The following is a 24541-nucleotide window of genomic DNA, read 5'->3' as shown; positions in this document are numbered from 1 at the left end:
CAGGATGGCAGGACGGCGTCGCAGAGGATGAGACCCTGCGCCTGCCACTGCCGTTGACGATCGCGGATGGGTGCTGCTGCCACCCCCAGACCTGGGGTTGCTGCGACCGACGGCCACAAGATAGTGGGGGTAATGGGGTCCGTCAACGCCAAATGTAGTGAAATTCGGCAATCCCTTGCGCCGCAAGGATCGTGCCATCGGCGCCCTGATCAGACGCTTCAGACCCGCCGGAACGGGCTGCGCAGTCAAGCCCGAAAGGCGTCACTGCGGTGGCACAACGCACCGCAGAAACGGAACAATGAGAGCTTCACATGACAGTGATGAAGCTGGCTAGGGACAACCCTGTGGATAGGTGGTGGGCAGCCGGTGGGAATGCGGTGGACGTCGGGGATCACCCGCCGGGCAGCGACTCGAGGCCGCATCTGTCGGCCGGGCCGGAGGAGCGGCCGCAGGTAACGCCGTTTCGCCCTCCCCCCCGAATCATTGCCGGCCAGCGGCCGGCACTACCGGAATTCCGGGCTGGTCGTGGCCGCCGGCCGGCCAACGCACGCCCTCAGGCCCCCTCACGCCCGGTGTGGGGTACCCAGGTACTCGGCGCTCTGCATTTCGATCAGGCGCGAGGCGGTACGCTCGAAGGCGCCCTGCAGGCGCTGGCCGGTGTACAGCTCGATCGGCGAGGTGCTGGCGGTGCAGACCAGGTTGACGTGGCGGTCGTACAGCTCGTCGATCAGGTTGACGAAGCGGCGCGCGGCATCTTCGTTCAGGCGGTCGAAGGCGGGAATGCCGCCCAGCAGCACCGTGTTGAACTCGTGCGCGATCTCGATGTAGTCCGAGGGCCCGCGCGGGCCTTCGCACAGCGCGGCGAAATCGAACCAGGCGATGCTCTTGCCACGGCCGCGCACCGGAATCTTGCGGCCCTCGATCTCGATGTTGCCGGACTTGGCCGGCTGGCCGCCGCTCAGCTCGCTCCAGCGCGTGGCCAGCCACTCATCGCTGTCGGCCGCCAGCGGTGCGCGGTATACCGGCGAGCGGGTCAGCGCGCGCATGCGGTAATCCTCGGTACCTTCGGCGTACAGCTCGACGCAGAAGCGCTGCAGCAGGGCAATGGCCGGCAGGAAGCTCTCGCGCTGCAGGCCGTTGAGGTACAGGTTCTCCACTGCGGTGTTGGAGGTGGTGACCAGGGTCACGCCCTCGGCGAACAGGCGCTCCAGCAGCCGCGCCAGCAGCATCGCATCGCCGATGTCGGTGACGAAGAACTCGTCCAGCACCAGCACGCGCAGGTTGCTGCGCCATTCCTGGGCGATCTTCGCCAGCGGGTCGCTCTGGCCCTGGTGCTCGCGCAGGCGCTCGTGGACGCTGCGCATGAAGCGGTGGAAGTGGGTGCGGTACTTCTGCTTGATCGGCAGCCCGTCGTAGAACAGGTCGACCAGGAAGGTCTTGCCGCGGCCGACACCGCCCCAGAAGTACAGGCCCTTGACCGGCTCGGGCTTCTTCCAGAACGAGGACAGGCGGTCCAGCCAGCCATCCTCGGCACTGTCCAGCAGGCCCAGGTGGATGCGGTCCAGCTCGGCCAGCGCCGCATGCTGGGCCGGGTCGTTCTGCCAGTCGCCACGGGCAACCCCTTCCGCATACCGCTGCGACGGGGTCAGCTCGGTTGCACTCATGCCGCCGCGCCCAGCCAATGCTTCACGCCGTGGGTCAGCGCGCCGCGCAGGTCGATCAGCTTGCGGTGGAAGAAGTGGCTGGTCTCGGGCATGCGCACCAGCTCATGCGGGAAGTCCAGCGTGTCCAGCCACTGGTAGACGGCCTGCGGGTCGACGATCTCGTCCTGCTCGCCCTGGATCACCAGCCAGCGGGCCGGCGGTGCGATACCGTCGAAATCCCAGCGACCGGCCGGTGGCGCGATCGAGATCAGCGCCTCCGGCTGCAGCGCGGCAGCCGCCTTCAGCGACACGAACGAACCGAAGCTGAAACCGGCCAGCCACAGCCGGTCGTGCGGGCGCTGGCTGCGCACCCAGGCGGCGACCGCCTTCAGGTCATCCTGCTCGCCCACGCCGCCGTCGAAGGTACCAGCCGAAGCGCCGACGCTGCGGAAGTTGAAGCGCACCGTGGCGATGCCCAGCTCGCGCAGGGTGGTGGCGGTCATGGTGACCACCTTGTTGTGCAGGGTGCCACCCTCGGTGGACAGCGGATGGCAGACGATGGCCACGATCGGCTGCACCGGTACATCGGCCTTGGGCAGGTCGACGACCACTTCCAGCGGGCCGGCCGGGCCGTCCAGTTCGAGGCAGGCGGTTTCGCCGGGGGCGACGGGGAACGAAGGCTTGTGCATGGCACCATGATACCGTCCCCCGCCCCTGACCTGTGCCCGCCCCATGCTCTACCTGTCCTTGGCCGTGATCTGCAGCGTGCTGGTTTCGGTGTTGTTGAAGGTGGCCGGACGCCGCCAGCTGGATGTTTCGCAGATGGTCACCTGGAACTATCTGGTGGCGGCAACGCTCACCGCCGTGGTACTGCAGCCGCCGCTGGATGCACTGCGCGCGCCGCATGCGCCGTGGCTGTCATTGCTGGCGCTGGCGGTGGTGCTGCCGTCGATCTTCCTGGTGCTGGGCCGCGCGGTGGCGGTGGCCGGCATCGTCCGCAGCGACGTGGCGCAGCGGCTGTCGCTGCTGCTGTCATTGGCGGCGGCCTTCCTGTTCTTCGGCCAGACCGCCACGCCGTGGAAGCTGGCTGGGCTCGCCCTGGGCCTGCTGGCGATGGTGGCCATCAGCCTGCGTCCGCGCGGCCCGACCGTAGCGTCCTCGCCCGGTGCCTGGGGCTGGCTGCTGGGCGTCTGGGCCGGGTTCGCGGTGGTGGACGTGCTGCTCAAGCAGGTGGCGCTGTCCGGCACGCCGTCGATGGCGGCGGTGCTGGCCAGCTTCAGCGTGGCCTTCGTGCTGATGCTTGCGTTGCAGCTGTGGCGGCATTTCAGTGGCTGCAGCCGGCTGGCCTGGCGCAACCTCGGCGCGGGTGCACTGCTGGGCCTGCTCAATGGCGGCAACATCCTTTTCTATGTGCAGGCGCACCAGGCGATGCCGGACAGCCCGGCTACCGTGTTCGCCGGCATGAACATCGGGGTAGTGGTCTTGGGCGCGCTGGTGGGTGTGTTCGCCTTCGGCGAGGCCACCACGAAGTGGAACCGCGCCGGCCTGGCACTGGCGGTGCTGGCGATCGGACTGATCGCCTGGGGGTGAGCGTTGGTTGCGGCGGGCCATTTCCGCGCCCGCGGTGGGATGTCACTTTTCTTTTCGCGCGAAAAGAAAAGTAACCAAAAGAACGCGCCGCCAGCCGCGAGCCGGTGCTGTGCACCGGTTCCCTGCGCTTCTCGGTGAACCAGGGGACGGCGCCGAACTCGCTGCGCTCAGACATCGGCGCTTCTTCGCCCCTGATCCACTTGCGATGCTCGGCTCGCTTGAAGGCGGACTGGTAGATCAAAAGCAAAGGCGGCATCCGTGCCGATCAAGGTCCCTACCAGAGCAGATCCCCGGCGAACCCTATCTGTCGAAACCCAGCAGCAGCGGGTCGTGGTCGGAGCTGCGCCACGGGCCCTGCACGTTGCGGCCCTGGTAGCCGCTGGCGTCCTGCTCGTCGGCATTGCTGTGCCATTCGGCGGCACCGCGCAGGCGCTTGGCCATGCCCGGGCTCAGCAGTGCATGGTCGAGGCGGCCGGTATAGCCGTTGTAGACGTAGCTGTAGGGATGCTCGACCTTGGCGACCTTGAATGCGTCCTGCCAGCCCAGGTCACGCAGGGTGCGGATCGGGTCTTCCATCGCGTAGGCATTGAAATCGCCCAGCAGCACCGCGTCCCTGGCACCGGTACCGGTCGGGTCGGTCTGCAGCCAGGCATGCAGCTGCTGCGCCGAGGTCACGCGGGTCGCGTTCCAGCAGCCCTGGTTGTCGTTGCGGTCGGCGTCGGCACCGGCGGCGTCGCGGCAGCCCTTCGACTTGAAGTGGTTGGCAACCACCACGAACGGCGCGCCCTGCTTGCCCTGGAAGGCCTGCGCCAGCGGCACGCGGCTGTGTTCGACGAACGGACCACCGGTCAGCGTGGCCGGCTTGCCCAGCGGCTGCAGGCGGCTGCTGCGGTAGATGATGCCAACCCGGATCGGATTGTCGCCGGGGCCGTTGCCGGCATCGACGAAGCGCCAGTCGCCCTGCGCGCCGCGGTCGCGGTTGAGCGCATCGACCAGTTCGGCAATGGCCGAGTGCGGACCGTAGCCGTCGTTCTCCAGTTCCATCAGCGCAGCGACATCGGCGCCCAAGGCGTTGACCGTGGTGACCAGCTTGGCGAGCTGCGCCTTGTGCTCGTCCAGCGTGCGCGCGCCGCGCAGGGTCGGGAAGCCACCGCCCTGGCCGTCACCATTGAAGAAGTTCTCCAGGTTGAAGGCCGCCACATGCAGGCTGCCCGGCACGGTCGGCACCGCCGGGCGCTTCAGCTCCGGCAGCTTCAGCGCTCCCTCGACCTGCAGGCGCGGATGGCCCTGCGCATCCACGCGCACGATGCCCTCCACGTTGCGCAGCTGCATGCCGGTGCGCAGCACCGGGTTGCCCGGCAGGTAGGGCACGCTGGCGGGGTCGCGGGCGTCACTGCCATCTTCCAGTACCAGCCGGCGACGCTGGTTGTCGGCCATCACCTGCTCGTAGCCGGCGGTGCCCGGCGCAGCCACTTCGGTCGGCTGCCAGAGGCGGCCGTCGAAGGCCACGGTGAGCTGGCCGAAGCGCTCCAGGCCATCGGTACCGGCCAGGGTGAGCGGTGCGGCGATGCGCACGCGCTGGCCATCCAGCGCGCGCCAGTCGGCCGGTGCGGCGGTCAGCACCACGGTGGCGCTGCTGCGCGCGACAGCGGGCGTCGTAGCTGATGCGGCCTGCGGCTGGGCCTGGGCAAAGGCGCTGGCCGGCAGCAGCAGGGACAGGGCAAGAGCAAGGGAACGGCGGCGCATCGACGGGCGATTCCAGTGAAGAGGGCGCACAGACTAACCCTGAAATGCGGAGATCCGCCTGCGCGGCGGGGGCACAGGGGCAATCAGGCCTCGGTGGGCAAAGCTTAGTAGGTGGTAGAGCCGAGGCCACGCTCGGCTGCGCCTGGCCACACCGTGCGCAGAGCAGCCGAGCGTGGGCTCGGCTCTACAGGAAGCGGCGCGTTGCGGCGGCTATTTCAGGTTGCCCAGCATCCAGTCCACGGTGGCGTGGATCTGTTCTTCCGTCAGGGCCGGGTTGCCACCCTTGGGCGGCATGATGCCGCCATCCGGGCCGGTATAGCCCTCGATGGCGTGCTTGTAGAGGGTGTCCTTGCCCTGCGCGATGCGCTTGTCCCAATGCGAGTGGTCCAGCGTCGGTGCCATGCCCACGCCGGTGGTATGGCAGGCGGTGCACAGGTTGTCGAAGATCACCTTGCCATCCTTGGTGCCGCCGTAAGCCACCTGCGAAGCAGCCTTGGCCAGCGCGGCGGCCTTGGCCGCAGCCTGCGCGGCGGCGCCGGTGCTGCCGGCATAGACCGCGCCGGTGGGCGAAATGCGCTGTTCGGTGCGCTTGGCCGCGGTCGGCGATACTTCGGGTGGAATCCGGGTGTGGATGTAGGCGGCAAGGAGGATGAGGCCGAGGGTGATGGTCGCCAGCAGCGCGATCACCATGGAGAAGCGTTTCAGGAACTCCAGATCGTAATTCCGCACTCTTCGTTACCCCTGGCTGATAGTCGTTGGACCACGGCTGAGCGACTGCGTCATGGGCCGAGTATAGAACGCGCTATGCGTGCGACAACAGGCGTCATGCTGGTGCGGCGCAGCATGCGGCCGTGGCCGCATGCGGGTAGCGCCGGGCCGTGCCCGGCGAGCGCGAAGCGCGGCAACAACGGTCGAGGATGGCAACAGCCGCCGGGCATGGCCCGGCGCTACCGAATTGCCGGGGCACCGATCGCGCGCAGGCAGAAGCTGCAGATTGCGTTCACCAGTGCATCTTCGTCGCGGTGTGCTTCGCGGCTTGGCGCGGTCGGGCCGACCATCGCCTCGGTGAAGGCGCCGACCAGGCACGCAGCGGCCACATGCGCGTCCTGCGCAGGCAGCTCACCGGCCGCCACGCCCTCCTCCACCAGCCGCAGGAACACGTCGCCGAAGGCGCGACGACCGCGCATGCGCTCGGCTTCCACGTCCGGGTCGACCGGTTCGACGATGAAGGCGTGCGCCAGCCCCGGCCCAGCCAGGGCACGGCGTACGAAGGCGGTGATCGCCAGCCGCAGGCGCTCGCTGGCCGCCTCCGGGCCACTGGCGATGCGCTCCATGATCGCCACCTCGTGGGCCACCGCGGCGTTGAGCACCTCCACGAACAACTCGGCCTTGGACGGGAAGTGCCGGTAGATCAGGCCGGTGGACACCCCCGCCAGGGTCGCCACGGCGGTCACCGGGGCATTGCGCCAGCCGCCAGTGGCGACCAGTTCACGGGTGGCCAGCAGGATCCGTTCACGGGCCCCGGCCAGGCGTTCTTCCATCAGTGCAGAGCGTTTGTAGGCCATGTTTTGATTCTGGTTTCAATTTTTGAATTTGTATTCACTTCTTCTCCGAACCCCGCTACGCTGGGGTCCAATCGCCCGTGCGGGCAGCGGTCCTGCAGACCGCCGCCCGCTCCCCCGCCGGGTGCGTCCATTTCCTGCCATCCCGTCGTGGAGCCACCACAATGCACGTGCCATCCCTGAACTTCGACCTTGGCGAAGAGATCGACCTGCTGCGCCAGAGCGTGGCCCATTTTGCCGCCGCCGAGGTCGCACCGCTGGCCGCCGAGGCCGATGCCAGCAACCAGTTCCCGCTGGCCCTGTGGCCGAAGCTGGGCGAACAGGGCCTGCTCGGCCTCACCGTGGAAGAAGCATACGGCGGCACCGGTATGGGTTACCTGGCCCACGTGGTGGCGATGGAAGAAATCTCGCGTGCCTCCGGCGGCATCGGCCTGTCCTATGGCGCGCACTCCAACCTGTGCGTGAACCAGCTGCGCAAGAACGGCAACGAGGAACAGAAGCAGCGCTTCCTGCCCGGCCTGTGCGATGGCAGCCTGGTCGGTGCGCTGGCGATGAGCGAGCCGGGGGCCGGTTCGGACGTGGTATCGATGAAGCTGCGCGCCGACAAGCGCGGCGACCGCTACGTGCTCAACGGCAACAAGATGTGGATCACCAACGGCCCGGATGCTGACGTGCTGGTGGTCTATGCCAAGACCGACATGGAGGCCGGCGCCAAGGGCATCACCGCGTTCCTGGTCGAGAAGGGCATGAAGGGCTTTTCCACCGCGCAGAAGCTGGACAAGCTGGGCATGCGTTCTTCGCCCACCTGCGAGCTGGTGTTCCAGGACTGCGAGATTCCCGAAGAGAACGTGCTGGGCCAGGTTGGCGGTGGCGTGCGCGTCCTGATGTCCGGCCTGGACTACGAGCGCGTGGTGCTGTCCGGTGGCCCGCTGGGCCTGATGGCCGCGGCCATGGACGTGGTGATGCCGTACGTGCACGAGCGCCACCAGTTCGGCGAGCCGATCGGCAGCTTCCAGCTGATCCAGGCCAAGATCGCCGACATGTACGTGGGCCTGGGTGCCTGCCGTGCGTATGTCTATGCCGTGGCGCGCGCCTGCGACCAGGGCCGCACCACCCGCCAGGACGCCGCCGGTGCCATCCTGTACGCCGCCGAGAAGGCCACCTGGCTGACCGGCCAGGCGATCCAGATCCTCGGCGGCAACGGCTACATCAACGAATACCCGACCGGCCGCTTGTGGCGCGACGCCAAGCTGTATGAAATCGGCGCCGGCACTTCGGAGATCCGCCGCATGCTGATCGGCCGCGAACTGTTCCAGCGCACCCTGTAAGGCCAACGCGATGACCGTCCTGAACAGCCAGCTGCAACCGGGCAGCGAAACGTTTGAAAGCAACCGCGCGGCGATGCAGGCCGTGGTCGACGACCTGCATGCCACCCTCGCGCGCACCGCGCTGGGTGGCAGCGAAGCCGCACGCGCCAAGCACACCGCGCGCGGCAAGCTGCTGGTGCGTGACCGCATCGACGCCCTGCTCGACCCCGGCAGCGCCTTCCTGGAAATCGCGCCGCTGGCCGCTCACGGCATGTACGAAGACGCCGTGCCGGCCGCTGGCGTAGTGGCCGGCATCGGCCGCGTGAGCGGCGTGGAATGCGTGATCGTGGCCAACGATGCCACGGTCAAGGGCGGCACCTACTACCCGATGACGGTGAAGAAGCACCTGCGCGCGCAGGAGATCGCCGAACAGAACCACCTGCCGTGCATCTACCTGGTCGATTCCGGTGGCGCGTTCCTGCCACTGCAGGACGAAGTCTTCCCCGACCGCGATCATTTCGGCCGGATCTTCTACAACCAGGCCAACCTGTCGGCGCAGGGCATTCCGCAGATCGCCTGCGTGATGGGCAGCTGCACCGCCGGTGGTGCCTATGTGCCGGCGATGAGCGACGAGACCGTGATCGTGCGCGAGCAGGGCACGATCTTCCTCGGCGGCCCGCCGCTGGTGAAGGCGGCCACCGGTGAAGTGGTGACGGCCGAGGAACTGGGCGGTGCCGATGTGCACACGCGCATCTCCGGCGTGGCCGACCACATGGCCGACAACGACCTGCAGGCGCTGGCACGGGTGCGCGCAATCATCGCCCAGCTGAACTGGCGCAAGCCGGAACCGGCGATGGCGGTACAGCCTTCCGAGGAACCACTGCTGCCGGCGCATGAACTGTATGGGGTGATTCCCGCCGATACGCGCAAGCCCTACGACGTGCGCGAAGTGATCGCACGCCTGGTCGATGGCTCGCGCTTTGACGAGTTCAAGCCGCGCTATGGCGCAACACTGGTTACCGGCTTCGCCCATCTGAACGGCTACCCGATCGGCATCATCGCCAACAACGGCATCCTGTTCTCCGAGTCGGCACTGAAGGGCGCGCACTTCATCGAGCTGTGCACCCAGCGCAACATCCCGCTGGTGTTCCTGCAGAACATCACTGGCTTCATGGTCGGCCGCAAGTACGAACAGGGCGGCATCGCCAAGGACGGCGCCAAGCTGGTGATGGCGGTGGCCTGCGCCAAGGTTCCCAAGTTCACCGTGGTCATCGGCGGCTCGTTCGGTGCCGGCAACTACGGCATGTGCGGCCGTGCGTACTCGCCCAACTTCCTGTGGATGTGGCCGAACGCGCGCATCGGCGTGATGGGCGGCGAGCAGGCCGCCAGCGTGCTGGCCACGGTCAAGCGCGATGGCATCGAGGCCAAGGGCGGCCAGTGGCCGGCGGCGGAGGAAGACGCGTTCAAGGCACCGATCCGCGAGCAGTTCGAGCAGCAGGGCCACCCGTACTACGCCAGCGCGCGCCTGTGGGACGACGGCGTGATCGATCCGGCCGACACCCGCCGGGTACTGGCCCTGGCGCTGTCGGCCAGCCTCAACGCCGCCCCGCAGCAGACGCGCTTCGGCGTGTTCCGCATGTAACCCGTGCCATGACCGAGCACGCTCCCATGAAGCCCGTTGCCATGTTCACCAAAGTCCTGATCGCCAATCGCGGCGAAATCGCCTGCCGCGTCATCGCCACCTGCCGCCGCCTCGGCATCGCCACCGTGGCGGTATATTCCGATGCCGACCGCAACGCGCGCCACGTGCGCCTGGCCGACGAAGCCATCCACATCGGTCCGGCCGCTGCACGTGAAAGTTACCTGCGCGGCGATGCCCTGCTCGACGCCGCACGCCTGACCGGCGCGCAGGCGATCCACCCCGGTTACGGCTTCCTGTCAGAGAATGCCGACTTCGCCGATGCCTGCGCCGCCGCCGGCATCACCTTCATCGGGCCGCCGGCCAGCGCCATCCGCGCGATGGGCGACAAGAGCGCGGCCAAGGCATTGATGGCGAAAGCCGGCGTGCCGCTGACTCCGGGCTACCACGGCGACCAGCAGGAACCGTCCTTCCTGCGCGAACAGGCCGACGCCATCGGTTACCCGGTGCTGATCAAGGCCAGCGCCGGTGGCGGTGGCAAGGGCATGCGCAAGGTCGAGCGCAGCGAGGACTTCGTCGATGCGCTGGCCAGCTGCCAGCGCGAGGCGGCCTCGGCGTTCGGCAATGACCACGTGCTGGTCGAGAAGTACGTCGAGCGCCCGCGCCATATCGAGATCCAGGTGTTCGGCGACAGCCACGGTGACGCGGTGTACCTGTTCGAGCGCGACTGCTCGGTGCAGCGCCGCCACCAGAAGGTGCTGGAAGAAGCGCCGGCCCCGGGCATGAGCGCGGAACGTCGTGCTGCGATGGGCAAGGCGGCGGTCGATGCCGCGCGCGCGGTGGGCTATGAAGGTGCGGGCACGGTGGAGTTCATCGCCGGCCCGGACGGCGATTTCTACTTCATGGAAATGAACACCCGCCTGCAGGTCGAGCACCCGGTCACCGAGTACATCACCGGCACCGACCTGGTGGAGTGGCAGCTGCGCGTGGCCTCGGGCCAGCCGCTGCCGTTGCGCCAGGACCAGCTGGCCATCCATGGCCATGCGATCGAGGCGCGCCTGTACGCCGAGGATGCCGACCGTGGCTTCCTGCCGTCCACCGGCATCCTGCGCCGCCTGCGCCTGCCGGCACCGTCGACTCATGTGCGCGTGGATACCGGTGTCGAGGAAGGCGACAGCATCACGCCGTACTACGATCCCATGATTGCCAAGCTGATCGTCTGGGACGTGGACCGCGACGCCGCGCTGCGCCGCATGAGCCAGGCACTGGCCGACTGCCAGGTGGTGGGCGTGACCACCAATGCCGGTTTCCTGCGCCGCCTGGTGAACACCGATTCGTTTACCCACGCCAAGCTGGATACCGCGCTGATCGAGCGCGAGCAGGCGGCATTGAGCCGGGTGGGTGACAGCGATGATGCGCTGTGGCTGCTGGCGGCGGTGGCCGCCGTGGCCACTACTGCAGGTGCAGCCAGCGATGCGCGCGATCCGCATTCGCCGTGGCAGTCACAGGACGGCTGGCGCCTTGGCGCGCCCGCGCCGCGCGTGCTGCCGCTGCAGCAGGGCGAACGCCGGCACACGCTGAAGGTGTGGGCGCAGGCCGATGGCTGGCGTGTGCAGTGCGATGACGCGGCACCCGTGCAGGTGGTCGGCACAGCCGATATGCGCGGGCTGGTGGTGCAGCTGGGCGGGCGCCGCTGGGCACTGCAGCTGCTGCGTGACGGAGACCAGCTGTACCTGTTCGGTGCTGACGGCCAGCATCGTTTCACCCTGCATGATCCGGTGGGCGAATCGGACCACGCCGTGGCCGATGCCGGCAGCCTGCTGGCACCGATGCCGAGCAGGATCGTCGCCACGCTGGTCGCCGCCGGTACCGAGGTCAAGCGCGGCACGCCGCTGGTGGTGCTGGAAGCGATGAAGATGGAGCACACCCTGCAGGCGCCGGCCGACGGGACGGTGAAGGGCTACCGCGCCAAGGCCGGCGACCAGGTCGGCGACGGCGCGGTACTGGTGGACTTCGAGGCGGCGTGAACGCTGGGGTGGCGACCGCTCAGCGGTCGTCGCCCGTCGCCACCCGCCCGGCCGGATCGAATTCGGCCGTGTCCAGCGTGGCACTGCGCCAGCCCAGGCCACAGATGGCCATCGCGCTCTGGCCGATGCCATCGAAGCCGAAGGCACGATCAACATCGGCATCGTTGATGGCCGCCGTCACGAACGCCGCCAGCCCGCGCTCGGTGGCGCACAGGTACAGCAGCTGCGAGATGTGACCGACATCCAGCGTCACCGCACGATGCGCCTTGGCGTGGTTGCGGTACTTCCAGAAGCAGCGGTCATAGCGCGGCGCCAGCACCAGCAGCGCCGGCGCATCGGCGAACCACGCCTGCCCGGACAGCATCCGCCGCGCCAGCGCCGGCAGTGCCTGCGGCGGTGGCGAGGGCAGCGGCAGCACGGCGTGCTGCACCGGGTGGTAGTGGTACAGGCCCGGTGCCAGTCCTTCCACGTTCTGCACCAGCAGGAAGCCTTCGGTGGGATGCAGGCCGCCACCGGAAGGCACGTTCTTCTTCAGGAACTCGGTATCGCGCTCGACCTTCTGCACCGCGTGGGCCATCAGCGTGCGCTGCAGCACCTGGGCCAGCAACGGCAGCGGCAGCGCGCGCTGGGTATCGAAATTGCGGCAGGTGCTGCGGCGCGCCAGCAGTGTGTCGAACGGCGCCTCTTCGCTGCGCGGCAGCGGCTGGTAATCGCCCTGCATCGGCTGCACCACCGGCGGTGGCGGCCCGAGGCGCTGGCGCAGGCCGGCAGCAGTGTCCAACCCTTGCCGACGCATGTCCTCCACGCTGTCCACGGCCTGCCAGCGCGCATGACGATGGGCGAGCGCCGCCAGCGGCCACCACTGGCTGCGCCGCAAAGCCTCGTCGCGCAGCTGGTGCCCCACCTCGCTCGGTGGGTCGGTCAACAGCAGGCCCTGCTCGACCAGGCGGGCCAGCATGGCCGGGCAGGCATCGGCGGGCGGTTCGCACCAGCGGTGCGCACTGAGCTCGCCGAGCAGCTGGCGCTCCTCGGCGTCCACCGGCAGTGGCTGGTCCAGATGCGCGGCCAGGGCCACCCAGCTGATCTGGCTGTCCATCTCGGCGTGGCCGGCCAGCATCGCGCGCAGGTCGAGGGTGATCGCCTCGCGGGGCTCGAACATCAGGCTGGCGCAGCGGCGCAGGCGCATGGGATTCCTTCCTTCTGCCGCACAACCGGCATAGCAGCAACGACCGCAGCGCGGCCAACTTTAGCGACGTACGCAGCGCGGCCCTCAATGGCAGGCTGTCGCGGCCGATACGAGAACTTCAGCCTACGGACGATCCCCATGAGCACCTATCCCCGCCTTTCCGCCGCAGACGCCAGCACCCTGCTGGACCACCTGATCGGCAACGATGACTTCCGCAGCCACTTCACCACCTCGCCGGCCAAGGCTCTGGCCTCGATCGGGCTGGACGGTGCGGTCGGCGAAAGCGACTGCATGAAGATCGGCACCCTGGCTTCGGTCGAGGAGCTGAGCCAGGTGCGTGACAGCCTGCAGGCCCACCTGTCCGGGTCGGTGGCGGCGATGACCGTGGTGTTCTGCTTCGAAGCGGGCAAGGTCGGCGAGCGCATCGACGGCTGACCCGTCATCAGGGCGCGCCGGCCGCGGCCGGCGATGCCCACGTGGACACGTCGTGCACATTCAGTGGTTGCCAGACCTGCATGGCGGTGACCTCGGCAATGGCCTGGCCGCGATGCTGGGACAGCCAGGCCTGCTCGCGGCGTACGGCAGCTTCATTGCCCTGTGCGCGCAGCGCGAGCAGCAGCACGACGTGTGCCTGCACCGGCTCGCTGCCATCGAGCATTGGCTCGATCAGGGCGCGGGCAGCTTCGGGCCGCTGCATCTGCAGTTCATCCACGGCGCTGACAATGCGCAGCCAGCGATCGGCGACCGGACTGCGCAGGCTGCGCAGCAGCGGCCGCTGCTCGTCCAGCCAGCGTTTGGCCAGCTCGAACTGGCCCTGTCGCTGGGCCAGATGGACCAGAGCCAGCCATTGCAGGCCGCGGGCATGCAGCATGGGATCATCGCGCTGCTCCAGCAACGGATGCAGCAACGCAGCGATGGCCTGCAACTCGGCGCGGTCCGCGCTCGGGCACAGAGCTGCCACGCTGGCGTGCTGCAGCCGCTGCTGCACCTGGAAGTCGACCAGCGCCGGCGCCGACGCGTCGTCGCGTACCGCCTGCTGCATGGCCGCGCAATCGCGCTGCGTGGCCGCCAGCAGCAGCTGCGCACGCAGCTTCATGCGCTGCTGCAGGGCATCGTTGGCACGGATCTGCGGCAGCAGTTGGGCGGCCTTGGCGTACTTGCCCTGCGCGACCAGCACGTCCACGCCGGTCTCATCGGCATCATCACGACCGCGCAGGACCTGTGCCTGGGCCAGTGTCTCGGCCGCAAGCTGCGGTTGGTTGGCGGCGATCTGTATCCGCACCAGGTGGATCAGCGGATACAGGCGCAGCGGATCCTGCGGCACCGCAGCCGCACGCGCGTAGGGTTCGGCCTCGCTGAACTGGTTGGCCTGCAGCAGGTACCAGGACGTGTTGGACAGCCCGGCGAACGAATCCGGATAGACCTTGGCCAGCGTGCGCCAGTGCTCCAGCGCCCAGCCACCAGGCTCCAGTTCGGCCATCCAGGCCTTCAGGTACAGGCGCTCGCGTGGCGGCAACCGATCCTGCAGGTCCAGCGCGTGCTGCATGGCTTCGCGTGCGCGCCGCCCTTCATCGACGCGCGCATGCAGTTTGGCCACGCCCATGTAGGCCAGGGCGAAACCGGGATCAATATCGATTGCAGCCTGATAGAGGTTGCGCGCCTCCTCGAAGCGACGCTGGCCCAGTGCATTCTCGGCCAGCGCGAACGCTCGCAGTGCGCGAAGGTCCTGGGTCGATGCCCGCGGCAGCGGCAACGACTGTTCCAGGCTCGCCACCGATTCGCCCAGTCCGCGACGCAGGCGCCCGACCACGTCGTCCACCGCGAATACCATCTGGTCGGATCGATCCGTGGTGGCGGTGAACGTCTGGATCACCTGGCCGGTGCCGGGTGCGGCGACATCAATGGCCAGCTCGTAGCCACCGATCTTCTGCCGCACCGTCGGCAGCAGCACGGCGCGCGCGCCCTCCCGCACCGCCACGTTGGCCGCGGTATCGCGGCTGAGCCGGGTATCGCCCGAGAGCCGCGCCATTTCCAGGCTTTCGCGGATCTTGCCCTCCGACAGCACGTTCACGTAGCGCGACTGCTCCAGCGCGATCCGGATCGCGTGCCGCATCGAGTCGTCGAAAATCGGGTCGCCGGTGAGGTTGTCGACATCGCCAAGCACCACCCAGTCCCGCTCGGCGAACGCGATCGCCGGTTCCGACCGCAGCAGCAACCAGCCGCCCAGCACGGCCACCGTCAGCACCAGGCCCTCGGCGGCCAGCACCAGCGGCTGCCGCCACAGCGGCAGGTCACGGCGTGCCTTGGCAGTGGCGCGTGGCATGCGCAACGGCGCTGAACCGATCTCACCCACTTCGATCACTTCCTGCACCACCGGCATTCCCTTGAAGCGCCAACGGCCGTGCGACTTCCACAGCAGGCGCGCACCCCGTTCCCCCAGCGCGCCGGCGGCGCGACGGGTCAGCGATTCGGCCACCGCCGACAACAGGATCTGGCCAGGGCGGGCCAGCGTCATCAGGCGCGCTGCCATCGGCTTGGCCAGGCCTTCCACTTCCATCGACTTGGCGCCGGCCCGGACCGCCTCGGCACTGTTCTCCCAGGTCAGCACGTCACCCACATGCAGGCCTGCACGCGCGCGCAGTTCGATCGCCCGCTGCTGGCCCAGCGCGTGCAGTTCGCGCTGGTAGTCCAGGGCGAAGCCCAAAGCATCGATGGCCCGCTCGAACAGCATGAACAGGCCGTCGGAGCGATCGATCAGCTGGCCGTTCCAGCGCTGCTGCAGGACCAGCACCAGGCGGTCGTGTTCCTGGAACAGGCTGGCGGCCGCCACATCGCCGATCCGCTCGACCAGTTGCAGCGAATCACACAGATCGGTGAACAGCAGGGCGCGTAGCTGTGGGCTATGCGGGGCTGACGTTCCGTTGTCGCCGTCCATCGCCTGCCTCTCCCTATTGGCCGTCCGGATCATTCGCCCAGCGCAGGCAGTTGCCGCCATCGCGCTTGGCCTGGTACAGCGCGCGATCCGCGCGCGCGTACCACTCGCTCCAGCCTGCCTCCGGCGCCAGCAGGCACGCACCGATGCTGACCAGGCTGACATGCGGCGTACCGGGGCTGCGTTCGAGCAGGCCATGCACCGCGCTGAGGATGAACTCGGCCGCGTGCTGCACGATCTCGTGGTTGCCGCGGCGCAGGATGAGGCAGAACTCATCACCGCCAAGGCGGCAGGCCAGGTCATGCTCGCCGGCCATCGAGCGCAGGATGTTGCCCATGCTCTGCAGCACGCGGTCGCCGGCCTGGTGGCCGTGGCGGTCGTTGATCTGCTTGAAGCGGTCACAATCGATCAGCAGCAACGCCTGCGGCAGCCCCTCGGCACGCTCGCGGCACTCCTGCAGGTACAACGTGAGGCCACGGCGGTTGTGCAGCCCGGTCAGTTCATCGGTGCGCACCAGCTCGCGGGTATGGGTCAGCTGATGAGTGGTGATGTACAGGTTGTCCAGCGCGGTTTCCAGATCGTGGTTGCGGCGCCGCAGCTGGCTGATCAGGGCCTGTTCGTTGGTCAGCACGCGCATGATCGTGCGACGCAGGAAGTACGCCACCAGCCCCGGATCGGATTCGACCAAGCGGTGGAAATCGGCCGGCCCCAGCTCCAGGACATCGCAATCGACCAGCGCGCGCGCGCTGGCGCTGCGCAGGTGGTCGCCAACCAGCAGGCCCAGTTCGCCGAAGAACTCATACTGCCCGAGTGTCTTGATCACCAGGTCCTCGCCGAAGTCCAGTTCGATCTGGCCGTCGAGGATCACATACATGCGCTCGCCGCGGTGGCCCCGCTGGAACAGCCACTGTCCGGCATGAAGCTTGCATGGGCGGGCGAATCTGGCAAACAATGCCACCTCGGCATCCGACAACAGCGCATGCACGATCTCGGCCATCGCCACCCGGGCGATACCTGTCGTCATATCACTGTTCTCGGCCGCACCCCTGCCGGTCATTCCCTGCACCCGCCGCCAGCGTCCCCTGGTGAGCCGCGGAGCATAGCACCGCTTTAAAGTGTGCGCCCTATCTCATTTTGAGCCTCAGGGCGCTCTTGTGTGATGTGAAGATCGGTGGTGGCCCGTTCTGGTCACCCATGTCCGGGCAAAACCCCTGCTGGATCAATCCGATGCCGGGTTTCACAGGATTTCGGCCAAGTTGCGGCCAAGGGGGTGCGCCTGATTGACGCTGCCTGCCGGCCGCCGCGCCCTTGCACCGATACAACAACGCCGGCAGGTCCCCCGACCGGCCGGCGTTGTCTGGCCCTTCCCTGGCCACCCTGATCACCCGGTGCCCGGTAGTGCCGGCCGCTGGCCGGCAACTGCATGGGCTTCGGAAACACCGATGGGTTGCCGACCAGCGGCCGGCACTACCGCATCACGCCGCGCGTTCGCTGCGCCCGCCATGGAACTGCTCTTCCTCGGTGGAGCCGGTCAGCGCGGTGGTCGACGACTGCCCCTGCTGGATCGCCTGGGTCACCGCATCAAAGTAGCCGGTACCGACTTCACGCTGGTGCTTGACCGCCGTGAAACCGCGCTCGGCCGCTTCGAACTCGGCTTCCTGCAGCTCCACGAAGGCGCTCATCTGGCGGCGTGCATAGCCGTGGGCCAGGTTGAACATGCCGTAGTTCAGCGCGTGGAAACCGGCCAGGGTGATGAACTGGAACTTGTAGCCGTAGCTACCCAGTTCGCGCTGGAACTTGGCAATGGTGGCGTCGTCCAGGTTCTTCTTCCAGTTGAAGCTGGGCGAGCAGTTGTAGGCCAGCAGCTTGCCCGGGAACTTCGCGTGGATCGCCTCGGCGAACTTGCGGGCGAACTCCAGGTCCGGCTTGCCGGTCTCGCACCACACCAGATCGGCATAGGGCGCGTAGGCCAGGCCGCGGCTGATCGCCTGGTCCAGGCCATTGCGGGTCTTGTAGAAGCCTTCCACGGTGCGCTCGCCGGTGGTGAACGGCTTGTCGTTGCCGTCGATGTCGCTGGTCAACAGATCAGCCGCTTCGGCATCGGTGCGCGCCACCAGCAGGGTCGGCACGCCCAGCACGTCGGCAGCCAGGCGCGCGGCGTTGAGCTTCTCGATGGCCTCGCGGGTCGGCACCAGCACCTTGCCGCCCATGTGCCCGCACTTCTTCACCGAGGCCAGCTGGTCTTCGAAGTGCACGCCGGCCGCACCGGCCTCGATCATCGCCTTCATCAGTTCGAAGGCGTTGAGCACGCCGCCGAAACCGGCCTCGGCATCGGCCACGATCGGCTGCAGGAAGTCGATGTCGTCCTTGCCTTCGGCATGATGCAGCTGATCGGCACGCAGCAGGGTGTTGTTGATGCGCTTGACCACCGCCGGCACCGAATCGGCCGGGTACAGCGACTGGTCCGGATACATCTGCCCAGCCAGGTTGGCGTCGGCCGCCACCTGCCAACCGGACAGGTAGATCGCCTTCAGGCCCGCCTTGACCTGCTGCATGGCCTGGTTGCCGGTCAATGCACCCAGCGCGTTGACGAACTCGCGCTCATGCAGCGACGCCCACAGCTTCTCCGCACCCAGGCGGGCCAGCGAGTGCTCGATGTGGACGGTGCCGCGCAGGCGCACCACGTCGGCGGCGCTGTAGTTGCGCTGGATGCCTTCCCAGCGCGGGTTGGTGTCCCAGTCGTGCTGGATCTGTTCGGCAGTGGGCAGCTTGCTCATGTCTTTCTCCAGTTCGGTTCGTGCGTGCAGCGGGGAGGGAAACGGCAGGAGGGCCGGCAGTCGGTCAATCGATGCGCGCGTAGGCCGGCAGGGTCAGGAAATCGGTCAGTTCGTCACTGCGGCTCAGTTCGCCGAGCAGGGCGATGGCCTCGCCGATGCGCGCACCACCGGGCAGTACGGCGGTATCGCCCAGCCGTGCCGGCAGCTGCGAGAGGGTGGAATCCAGCAGCGCCAGATCGATCGCAGTGCCATCGTCCAGCTGCTGGCCCGGCGTATGCAGCCACTGCCACAGCTGGCTGCGGCTGATCTCGGCGGTGGCCGCGTCCTCCATCAGGTGATGGATCGGCACGCAGCCGTTGCCATCCAGCCACGCCGCCAGATAGCGCACGCAGACTTCCACGTTGCCCTCGAAGCCGGCGCGGGTGACGGTGCCCGGCGGCCGTGCGATCAGTTCGTCGCGGCCGACGCGCACATCCTGGCGCAGCACGCTGTGCTGGTTCGCACCGGGCATGTGTTCGTCGAAGATCGCCATCGCCACCGGAATCAGCGCCGGGTGCGCAACCCAGGTGCCGTCATGGCCGGCGGTGACTTCGCGCAGCTTGTCGGCGCGCACCCGGGCCATCGCCTGTTCGTTGGCGGCGGCATCGTTGTTGATCGGGATCTGCGCGGCCATGCCACCCATCGCATGCGCACCGCGGCGGTGGCAGGTCTGGATCAGCAGTTCCGAATAGGCCTTCAGGAACGGCTGGGTCATGGTCACCTGGCCGCGCTCGGGCAGCACGCGGTCGGCGTGGCGGCGGAAGGTCTTCAGGTACGAGAAGATGTAGTCCCAGCGCCCGCAGTTCAGGCCGACGATGCGATCACGCAGCGCGTGCAGGATCTCGTCCATCTCGAACACCGCCGGCAGCGTTTCGATCAGCACGGTCACCTTGATCTGGCCGTGCGGCAGCCCGAGCATGCCCTCGATATGCGAGAGCGCGGTCTCCCACAGCGCCGCCTCTTCCATGCTCTGCAGCTTGGGCAGGTAAAAGTACGGGCCACGATCCTTCGCCTGCAGGGTGCGGGCGTTGTGGAAGGCGAACACCGCTGCGTCGAACAGGCCACCGGCAAGGAACTGGCCGTCGATGCGCACGTGCTTTTCATCCAGGTGCCAGCCACGCGGGCGCACGATCAGCACCGCCTGCTCGTCGTACGGGCGCAGCGTGTAGTGCTTGCCATTGGGGGCGGTGTATTCCAGATCGCCGCGCACCGCCGCCGCCAGCGACTGCTGGCCGGCCAGCAGGTTGCGCCAGGTCGGCGAGGTCGAATCCTCGAAGTCGGCCATGAACACCTTGGCGCCGGAGTTCAGCGCGTTGATGACCATCTTCGGGTCGGTCGGGCCGGTAATCTCGACGCGGCGGTCCTGCAACGCGGCCGGCAGCGGGGCCACGCGCCAGTCGCCGCTGCGGATGGCGGCGGTGTCCTCGCGGAAGTCCGGCAGGCCGCCCTGGTCGAAGAATGCCTGGCGTTCACGGCGGGCCTGCAGCCTCGCCTGCCGGCCCGGTTCCACCGCACGGTGCAGCGACACCAGCAGGGCCAGCAGCGGCGCCGGCAGCAGGGTGTCCTGGCCGGCCACGCGGGTCGCCAGGGCGATGCCGGGGGTAGCCTTCGCGGCGGGGGTGGGAACAGCGGAAGCGACGGCGGACATGGGGCAACTCCAGCGGTGGGGAAACGGCTCCACGGTGCCGCCGGGCCTGAGTATTTGGCAAAACAGTTTTTGCAATGTTCTACATAAGTTGTGCTAATACTCGTGACACGATGAGCACACGCACCCCGCCAAGTCCGCGTTTTTCCTACAAATCCGACCGGCTGAAGCCGTTGCGTGCGTTCTGCCAGACGGTGCGCCTGGGTTCGGTCTCACGGGCGGCTGAGGCACTTTTCGTCAGCCAGCCGGCGATCAGCCTGCAGTTGCAGGCCCTGGAACGGGAGCTGGGGGTGCCATTGTTCGAACGCAGCGGGCGGCGCCTGGTGCCCAGCCGCGAGGGCCAACTGCTGTACGAGATGGCGCAGCCGCTGGTGGAGAGCCTGGACGGGCTGGAGGCGCGCTTCCGCGACAAGGTACGCGGCCTGGACGCGGGCGAGCTGAACATCGCCGCCAACAGCTCGACCATCCTGTACCTGCTGCCGAAGATCGTCGAACGCTTCCGCCTGCACCATCCGGATGTGCGCCTGACCCTGCACAACGCGATCAGCGCCGACGGCACCGACCTGCTGCGCGAGGATGCCGCCGACCTGGCTATCGGTTCGATGACCGATGTGCCGGCCGACCTGACCTACGCCCCGGCCTACCGCTTCGAACAGGTGCTGATCGCGCCGCACGACCATCCGCTGGCCAGCGGCGGCGAGCTGGAGCTGGCCGACATCGCGCGCTATCCGCTGGTACTGCCGCCAAAGCGGCAGATCACCTACCGTCTGGTCGACCAGGTATTCCAGCGCCACCGCATTGCCTACACCGTGGCGCTGGAAGTGGGTGGATGGGAAGTGATCAAGCAGTACGTGGCGATGGGCATGGGCATTTCCATCGTGCCGGCGCTGTGCCTGCACGAAGCCGACCGCGAGCGGCTGGCGGCGCGGTCGATGAAGCGCTGGTTCCCCGAGCGCAGTTACGGGGTGATCGTGCGCCGCGGCAAGGCACTGTCGGCGCAGGCGCGGGCGTTCATCGAGCTGATCCAGCCGGAGTTGTTCAGTCCGCGCGATTACGACCAGAGCGGGCATTCGGAGCGGTGAGGGGTGTTCGGCAGGCTGCGCCCTGCACCCGCCGAAGCCGAAGCAACAGCAAAAGCCGGCTATCCGTGGGATTGCGGGGTGAGTCCGGTTGCGGGGGACGCCGTAAACCCGTCCATGAAGTGAGCCCCGGGGCTTGGTCGCGGCATCCATGCCGCTCACACCCCCGCAACCGGCCCCACCCCGCCTTCGACAGTTGGTCGCTGCTGTTGGTGCCAGCTGCTGTTGGTGGGTGCCGACCGTTGGTCGGCACGGGATCGGATCCCATCTCTGATTCATTTCCGGCTGACGATGAATAAACTGGCCCCATGTCCATCGAACTGCGCCACCTGCGCTACTTCCTCGCTGTTGCCGATACGCTGCACTTCGGCCAGGCGGCCGAGCGCCTGGGCATGTCACAGCCGCCGCTCAGCCAGCAGATCCGGCAGCTGGAGGAACTGATCGGCGCGCGCCTGTTCGTGCGAAGCCATCGCCGCGTGCAGCTGACGCCTGCTGGGGAGCGGCTGCAGGAGCGCGCGCGCGCGATCGTGCAGCAGGTGGAAACCGCGGTGGACGAGGTGCAGCGTGCGCAGCGCGGCGAGCAGGGTGAACTGCATATCGGCCTGACCCGGGCCACGCCGCTGTCGCCACAGATCCCGCGTTCGATCCTGCATTACCGCCAGCAGTATCCGCAGGTGCGGCTACAGCTGAGCGAGATGAATACGCTGCAGCAGATCGACGCGCTGCTCGATGGTTCACTGGACGTGGGCATCATCCGCAAGCGTGCGTTGCCGCCGGAACTGGTGGCACACAGCCTGTTCGTCGATCCGCTGGCGCTGATCGTGCATGCCGACCACCCTGCCCTGCGCAGGCTGTCGAAGCAGGGCACGGTGTCGTTGCGCGACTTCGCGCAGGAGCCGTTCGTGGCATTCCGGCGCAGCGCGGGCGCGGGCATCCACGACCACATGATCGCGTTGTGTGCGGCGGCGGGCTTCACGCCGCGCATCGTGCAGGAAGCCGGTGAAGCATCGACGTTGATCAGCCTGGCCGCTGCGGGCCTGGGTGCGGCGATCCTGCCGTCGTCGTGCGATCACATCCGGGTGGAAGGATCGCGCTTCGTGGCGTTGGCCGATGCTGGCGCGCATTCGGAAGTGCAGCTGGCGTGGCATCGCGAACGGGTGACGCCGCTGATCCGAAACTTCGCCGGGCTGCTGCGCGGGGCGTTCGCCGGTAGAGTCGACTGTTAGTCGACTATCGCGCGCAGCGCGGGTTTTCGCGATCTGATGGAAGAGCAGTCGACTGACAGTCGACTCTACCTCGGCAAAGCCGCTACACCGTGGTTGCCGGCCAGCGGCCGGCACTACCGTGCGTTGGGTCACGCGGTCACCGGCTGCGGGGCGCGGTGCTGCAGCGCCCAGACGATGCCACCACCGATCAGGGTCAGCACCGCGGCGAACGCACACACGCCCCACCAGTCCCAGGCCGCGTAGGCCAGGCCGCCGACCCCGCCCAGCACGCTGGAGCCCAGGTAGTAGGCGAACAGGTACAGCGCCGACGCTTCCGCGCGCATCGTACCGGCACGGCTGCCGACCCAGCTGCTGGCCACCGAGTGGCCACCGAAGAAGCCGAACGTGACCAGCGCGATGCCCAGTGCCATCGTGCTCAGCCACGGCATCGCCAGCAGCGCGATGCCGGCGCCGATCAGCGCGAACGAGATCGACAGGATGCGGCCGCGCCCGTACCGCGTAGCCTGCTGGCCCATCCACGCCGAACTGAAGGTGCCCACCAGGTACACGCTGAAGATCAGCCCGACCACGGTCTGGCTGAGGTGGTACGGCGGCGCCAGCAGGTGATAGCCCAGGTAGTTGTAGAGGGTGACGAACACGCCCATCAGCACGAACGAGGTGGCGAACAGCCACGGCAGGCCCGGGTCGGCGAACAGCAGGCGCCAGCGCGACGGCAACTCGCGCAGGCCATCGCGGCGGGGATGGAAATGGCGCGACGGCGGCAGCTGCAGCCACAGCAGCACGGTACTGGCGATGGCGATGATCGAGACCACGCCGATGCCCCAGCGCCAGCCCCAGTGATCGGCGATGATGCCGGCCAGCAGGCGCCCGCTCATGCCACCGATGGCGTTGCCGCCGATGTACAGGCCCATCGCCAGGCCCAGCGCGCGGCTGTCCATTTCCTCGACCAGGTAGGTCATCGCCACTGCCGGCACGCCGCTCAGCGCCAGGCCAAGCAGGGTGCGCAGCACCAGCAGCGTGGTCCAGTCGTCCACCAGCGCCGTGCTCAGCGACAGCATGGCCGACGCCAACAGCGCAACGATCATCAACGGGCGACGGCCGACCGCATCGGACAGCAGGCCGGCCAACAGCATCGCCACCGCCAGCGTGCCGGTGGTCAGCGACAACGACATCGCGCTGCCTGCGGCCGACACGCCGAAGTGGCGGCTGAACTCGGGCAGCAGCGGCTGCACGGTGTACAGCAGGCCGAAGGTGGAGAAGCCGGCCAGGAACAGTGCCAACGCGGTGCGGCGGAAGGCCGGGGTGCCCTGCTGGATGCGGGTGTCGGTGCCGGTATCGAGAGTGGAGGGACGGCCTTCAACGGCCGCCGCAGTTTCGCCAGTCATGGAATCGAAGGGCCGGTGGGGACGGCCGGGCGTGGGAGGGAACGGGCCTCAGACTAGGCCCGTCGATCCAGTCGATCCATAACCTGATAGATCAGGATTGATATATAGGAAGTATCAATTCAGCTTACAGGCGTTGCCACTCGAAACCGTCACCGCGGCGGTAGTACACCGCCACCGCGCGGCCGTAGATCCTGTCTGCATCGACGAAACCGAAGAAGCGGCCGTCGAAGCTGTTGCCACGGTGGTCACCCAGCACCAGCACCTTGCCCGCCGGCACCACCAGGTCAGCGATGTCAGGACCGCCCCCCATACCCAGATCGAGGCGGGCTCGGCGCTCGCCGAAGGCTTCCACGTCCTGCAGGTCGGCGGTCTGCAGCGGCTGGCCGTTGATGCTCAGGTGCCCTTCGTGCAGCTGTACATGGTCACCGGCCACCGCGGCCACCCGCTTGATCAGGCGGGTGCCGTCGGCCGGCGAATCGAACACCGCCACCTCGCCGCGCTGCGGGGTGCCGGTCGCCATCAGTTCCTTGCCGGTAAACGGCAGGCGCAGCCCATAGGCACGCATGTCCACCATCACCCGGTCGCCGGGCTGCAGGGTCGGCTGCATCGAGCCGCTGGGCACCACGTAGTGGTTGGCCAGGGTATCGCGGGCGGCGGCGAGCAGGCCGAGCATCACCAGCAACGGTAGCGCCTCCTTCTTCAGCCAGGCCAGCGCGCGTTCGGAAAAGGGAGGGCGGGCAACAGCATCCATGACAGGC

19 protein-coding genes are annotated in these 24541 nt (G+C 68.0%); 7 read left to right on the top strand and 12 right to left on the bottom strand.

Translation table 11 applies throughout. From position 1 onward, the window contains the following. Positions 1 to 563 precede the first annotated feature (563 nt). On the bottom strand, positions 564 to 1664 hold the full coding sequence (zapE, locus tag ROV95_RS04145) for a cell division protein ZapE (RefSeq protein ID WP_312543177.1): 1101 nt from the start codon (positions 1662 to 1664) through the stop codon (positions 564 to 566). Then, complete coding sequence (locus tag ROV95_RS04140) at positions 1661 to 2332, bottom strand: CocE/NonD family hydrolase (RefSeq protein WP_019661868.1); 672 nt, start codon at positions 2330 to 2332, stop codon at positions 1661 to 1663. The genes zapE and ROV95_RS04140 overlap by 4 nt, the downstream gene beginning before the upstream one ends. Before the next feature lie 43 nt (positions 2333 to 2375). Between ROV95_RS04140 and ROV95_RS04135 the strand changes: the two genes are divergently transcribed. Further along, a complete protein-coding gene (locus ROV95_RS04135) occupies positions 2376 to 3233 on the top strand; it encodes an EamA/RhaT family transporter (RefSeq protein WP_155028805.1) in 858 nt (285 codons plus the stop codon). Between the two features lie 300 nt (positions 3234 to 3533). Here the strand turns inward: ROV95_RS04135 and ROV95_RS04130 are convergent, their stop codons facing one another. From ROV95_RS04130 to ROV95_RS04120, 3 genes are all read right to left on the bottom strand, one after another. Next, complete coding sequence (locus tag ROV95_RS04130) at positions 3534 to 4979, bottom strand: ExeM/NucH family extracellular endonuclease (RefSeq protein ID WP_312543174.1); 1446 nt, start codon at positions 4977 to 4979, stop codon at positions 3534 to 3536. Between the two features lie 210 nt (positions 4980 to 5189). Then, positions 5190 to 5708 (bottom strand): c-type cytochrome, encoded by a 519-nt coding sequence (locus tag ROV95_RS04125; protein WP_005407662.1) that lies wholly within the window; start codon positions 5706 to 5708, stop codon positions 5190 to 5192. Between the two features lie 218 nt (positions 5709 to 5926). Next, positions 5927 to 6544, bottom strand: a complete 618-nt coding sequence (locus ROV95_RS04120; protein ID WP_021203751.1) for a TetR/AcrR family transcriptional regulator — start codon at positions 6542 to 6544, stop codon at positions 5927 to 5929. A gap of 161 nt (positions 6545 to 6705) precedes the next feature. Between ROV95_RS04120 and ROV95_RS04115 the strand changes: the two genes are divergently transcribed. From ROV95_RS04115 to ROV95_RS04105, 3 genes are read left to right on the top strand one after another with little or no spacing between them, the layout of a single operon-like run. Then, positions 6706 to 7869, top strand: a complete 1164-nt coding sequence (locus ROV95_RS04115; RefSeq protein WP_251102087.1) for an isovaleryl-CoA dehydrogenase — start codon at positions 6706 to 6708, stop codon at positions 7867 to 7869. Positions 7870 to 7879: 10 nt separating this feature from the next. Then, positions 7880 to 9490 carry a carboxyl transferase domain-containing protein gene (locus ROV95_RS04110; RefSeq protein WP_111101760.1) on the top strand — a complete coding sequence of 537 codons (1611 nt, stop codon included), beginning with the start codon at positions 7880 to 7882 and terminating at the stop codon, positions 9488 to 9490. Between the two features lie 41 nt (positions 9491 to 9531). Beyond that, a complete protein-coding gene (locus tag ROV95_RS04105; RefSeq protein WP_312543170.1) occupies positions 9532 to 11514 on the top strand; it encodes an acetyl/propionyl/methylcrotonyl-CoA carboxylase subunit alpha in 1983 nt (660 codons plus the stop codon). Between the two features lie 19 nt (positions 11515 to 11533). Here the strand turns inward: ROV95_RS04105 and ROV95_RS04100 are convergent, their stop codons facing one another. After that, positions 11534 to 12700 carry a putative peptide maturation dehydrogenase gene (locus ROV95_RS04100; RefSeq protein ID WP_312543168.1) on the bottom strand — a complete coding sequence of 389 codons (1167 nt, stop codon included), beginning with the start codon at positions 12698 to 12700 and terminating at the stop codon, positions 11534 to 11536. A gap of 138 nt (positions 12701 to 12838) precedes the next feature. Between ROV95_RS04100 and ROV95_RS04095 the strand changes: the two genes are divergently transcribed. Then, positions 12839 to 13135: an NHLP-related RiPP peptide gene (locus tag ROV95_RS04095; protein WP_058979735.1), complete on the top strand. Its 297-nt coding sequence runs from the start codon at positions 12839 to 12841 to the stop codon at positions 13133 to 13135. 7 nt (positions 13136 to 13142) lie between these two features. On the opposite strand, the gene ROV95_RS04090 is transcribed toward ROV95_RS04095, so the two are convergent. From ROV95_RS04090 to aceB, 4 genes are all read right to left on the bottom strand, one after another. Further along, positions 13143 to 15635 (bottom strand): putative peptide modification system cyclase, encoded by a 2493-nt coding sequence (locus tag ROV95_RS04090; RefSeq protein ID WP_312543165.1) that lies wholly within the window; start codon positions 15633 to 15635, stop codon positions 13143 to 13145. 13 nt (positions 15636 to 15648) lie between these two features. Beyond that, on the bottom strand, positions 15649 to 16689 hold the full coding sequence (locus tag ROV95_RS04085; RefSeq protein WP_019661878.1) for a GGDEF domain-containing protein: 1041 nt from the start codon (positions 16687 to 16689) through the stop codon (positions 15649 to 15651). 418 nt (positions 16690 to 17107) lie between these two features. Beyond that, entirely contained in the window at positions 17108 to 18409 is a 1302-nt protein-coding gene (gene aceA / locus ROV95_RS04080) for an isocitrate lyase (RefSeq protein ID WP_019661879.1), read from the bottom strand. A gap of 64 nt (positions 18410 to 18473) precedes the next feature. After that, a complete protein-coding gene (aceB, locus tag ROV95_RS04075; protein ID WP_021203746.1) occupies positions 18474 to 20096 on the bottom strand; it encodes a malate synthase A in 1623 nt (540 codons plus the stop codon). 110 nt (positions 20097 to 20206) lie between these two features. On the opposite strand from aceB, the gene ROV95_RS04070 reads away from it, so the two are divergent. Continuing rightward, complete coding sequence (locus ROV95_RS04070; RefSeq protein ID WP_019661881.1) at positions 20207 to 21175, top strand: LysR family transcriptional regulator; 969 nt, start codon at positions 20207 to 20209, stop codon at positions 21173 to 21175. 305 nt (positions 21176 to 21480) lie between these two features. Continuing rightward, positions 21481 to 22398: a LysR family transcriptional regulator gene (locus ROV95_RS04065; RefSeq protein WP_164145245.1), complete on the top strand. Its 918-nt coding sequence runs from the start codon at positions 21481 to 21483 to the stop codon at positions 22396 to 22398. Between the two features lie 128 nt (positions 22399 to 22526). On the opposite strand, the gene ROV95_RS04060 is transcribed toward ROV95_RS04065, so the two are convergent. Continuing rightward, positions 22527 to 23783: an MFS transporter gene (locus ROV95_RS04060; protein ID WP_188250590.1), complete on the bottom strand. Its 1257-nt coding sequence runs from the start codon at positions 23781 to 23783 to the stop codon at positions 22527 to 22529. 124 nt (positions 23784 to 23907) lie between these two features. Continuing rightward, positions 23908 to 24534: a signal peptidase I gene (gene lepB, locus ROV95_RS04055; protein ID WP_312543160.1), complete on the bottom strand. Its 627-nt coding sequence runs from the start codon at positions 24532 to 24534 to the stop codon at positions 23908 to 23910. Between the last annotated feature and the right edge of the window lie 7 nt (positions 24535 to 24541).

Origin of the sequence: Stenotrophomonas maltophilia group sp. msm1 (assembly GCF_032025805.1) — a bacterium.
Lineage (GTDB): Bacteria > Pseudomonadota > Gammaproteobacteria > Xanthomonadales > Xanthomonadaceae > Stenotrophomonas > Stenotrophomonas hibiscicola.
Note: the sequence above shows the minus strand (reverse complement) of the source record. Positions and strands in the feature narration are given on the sequence as shown.

What these genes read in the sequence shown, in the direction of transcription:
- zapE (WP_312543177.1), bottom strand. Translation starts at nt 1,664, where the DNA reads ATGAGTGCAACCGAGCTGACCCCGTCGCAGCGGTATGCGGAAGGGGTT.
- ROV95_RS04105 (WP_312543170.1), top strand. Translation starts at nt 9,532, where the DNA reads ATGTTCACCAAAGTCCTGATCGCCAATCGCGGCGAAATCGCCTGCCGC.
- ROV95_RS04065 (WP_164145245.1), top strand. Translation starts at nt 21,481, where the DNA reads ATGTCCATCGAACTGCGCCACCTGCGCTACTTCCTCGCTGTTGCCGAT.
- ROV95_RS04085 (WP_019661878.1), bottom strand. Translation starts at nt 16,689, where the DNA reads ATGACCGGCAGGGGTGCGGCCGAGAACAGTGATATGACGACAGGTATC.
- ROV95_RS04090 (WP_312543165.1), bottom strand. Translation starts at nt 15,635, where the DNA reads ATGGACGGCGACAACGGAACGTCAGCCCCGCATAGCCCACAGCTACGC.
- ROV95_RS04095 (WP_058979735.1), top strand. Translation starts at nt 12,839, where the DNA reads ATGAGCACCTATCCCCGCCTTTCCGCCGCAGACGCCAGCACCCTGCTG.
- aceA (WP_019661879.1), bottom strand. Translation starts at nt 18,409, where the DNA reads ATGAGCAAGCTGCCCACTGCCGAACAGATCCAGCACGACTGGGACACC.
- aceB (WP_021203746.1), bottom strand. Translation starts at nt 20,096, where the DNA reads ATGTCCGCCGTCGCTTCCGCTGTTCCCACCCCCGCCGCGAAGGCTACC.
- ROV95_RS04120 (WP_021203751.1), bottom strand. Translation starts at nt 6,544, where the DNA reads ATGGCCTACAAACGCTCTGCACTGATGGAAGAACGCCTGGCCGGGGCC.
- ROV95_RS04070 (WP_019661881.1), top strand. Translation starts at nt 20,207, where the DNA reads ATGAGCACACGCACCCCGCCAAGTCCGCGTTTTTCCTACAAATCCGAC.
- ROV95_RS04140 (WP_019661868.1), bottom strand. Translation starts at nt 2,332, where the DNA reads ATGCACAAGCCTTCGTTCCCCGTCGCCCCCGGCGAAACCGCCTGCCTC.
- ROV95_RS04110 (WP_111101760.1), top strand. Translation starts at nt 7,880, where the DNA reads ATGACCGTCCTGAACAGCCAGCTGCAACCGGGCAGCGAAACGTTTGAA.
- lepB (WP_312543160.1), bottom strand. Translation starts at nt 24,534, where the DNA reads ATGGATGCTGTTGCCCGCCCTCCCTTTTCCGAACGCGCGCTGGCCTGG.
- ROV95_RS04060 (WP_188250590.1), bottom strand. Translation starts at nt 23,783, where the DNA reads ATGACTGGCGAAACTGCGGCGGCCGTTGAAGGCCGTCCCTCCACTCTC.
- ROV95_RS04115 (WP_251102087.1), top strand. Translation starts at nt 6,706, where the DNA reads ATGCACGTGCCATCCCTGAACTTCGACCTTGGCGAAGAGATCGACCTG.
- ROV95_RS04135 (WP_155028805.1), top strand. Translation starts at nt 2,376, where the DNA reads ATGCTCTACCTGTCCTTGGCCGTGATCTGCAGCGTGCTGGTTTCGGTG.
- ROV95_RS04100 (WP_312543168.1), bottom strand. Translation starts at nt 12,700, where the DNA reads ATGCGCCTGCGCCGCTGCGCCAGCCTGATGTTCGAGCCCCGCGAGGCG.
- ROV95_RS04130 (WP_312543174.1), bottom strand. Translation starts at nt 4,979, where the DNA reads ATGCGCCGCCGTTCCCTTGCTCTTGCCCTGTCCCTGCTGCTGCCGGCC.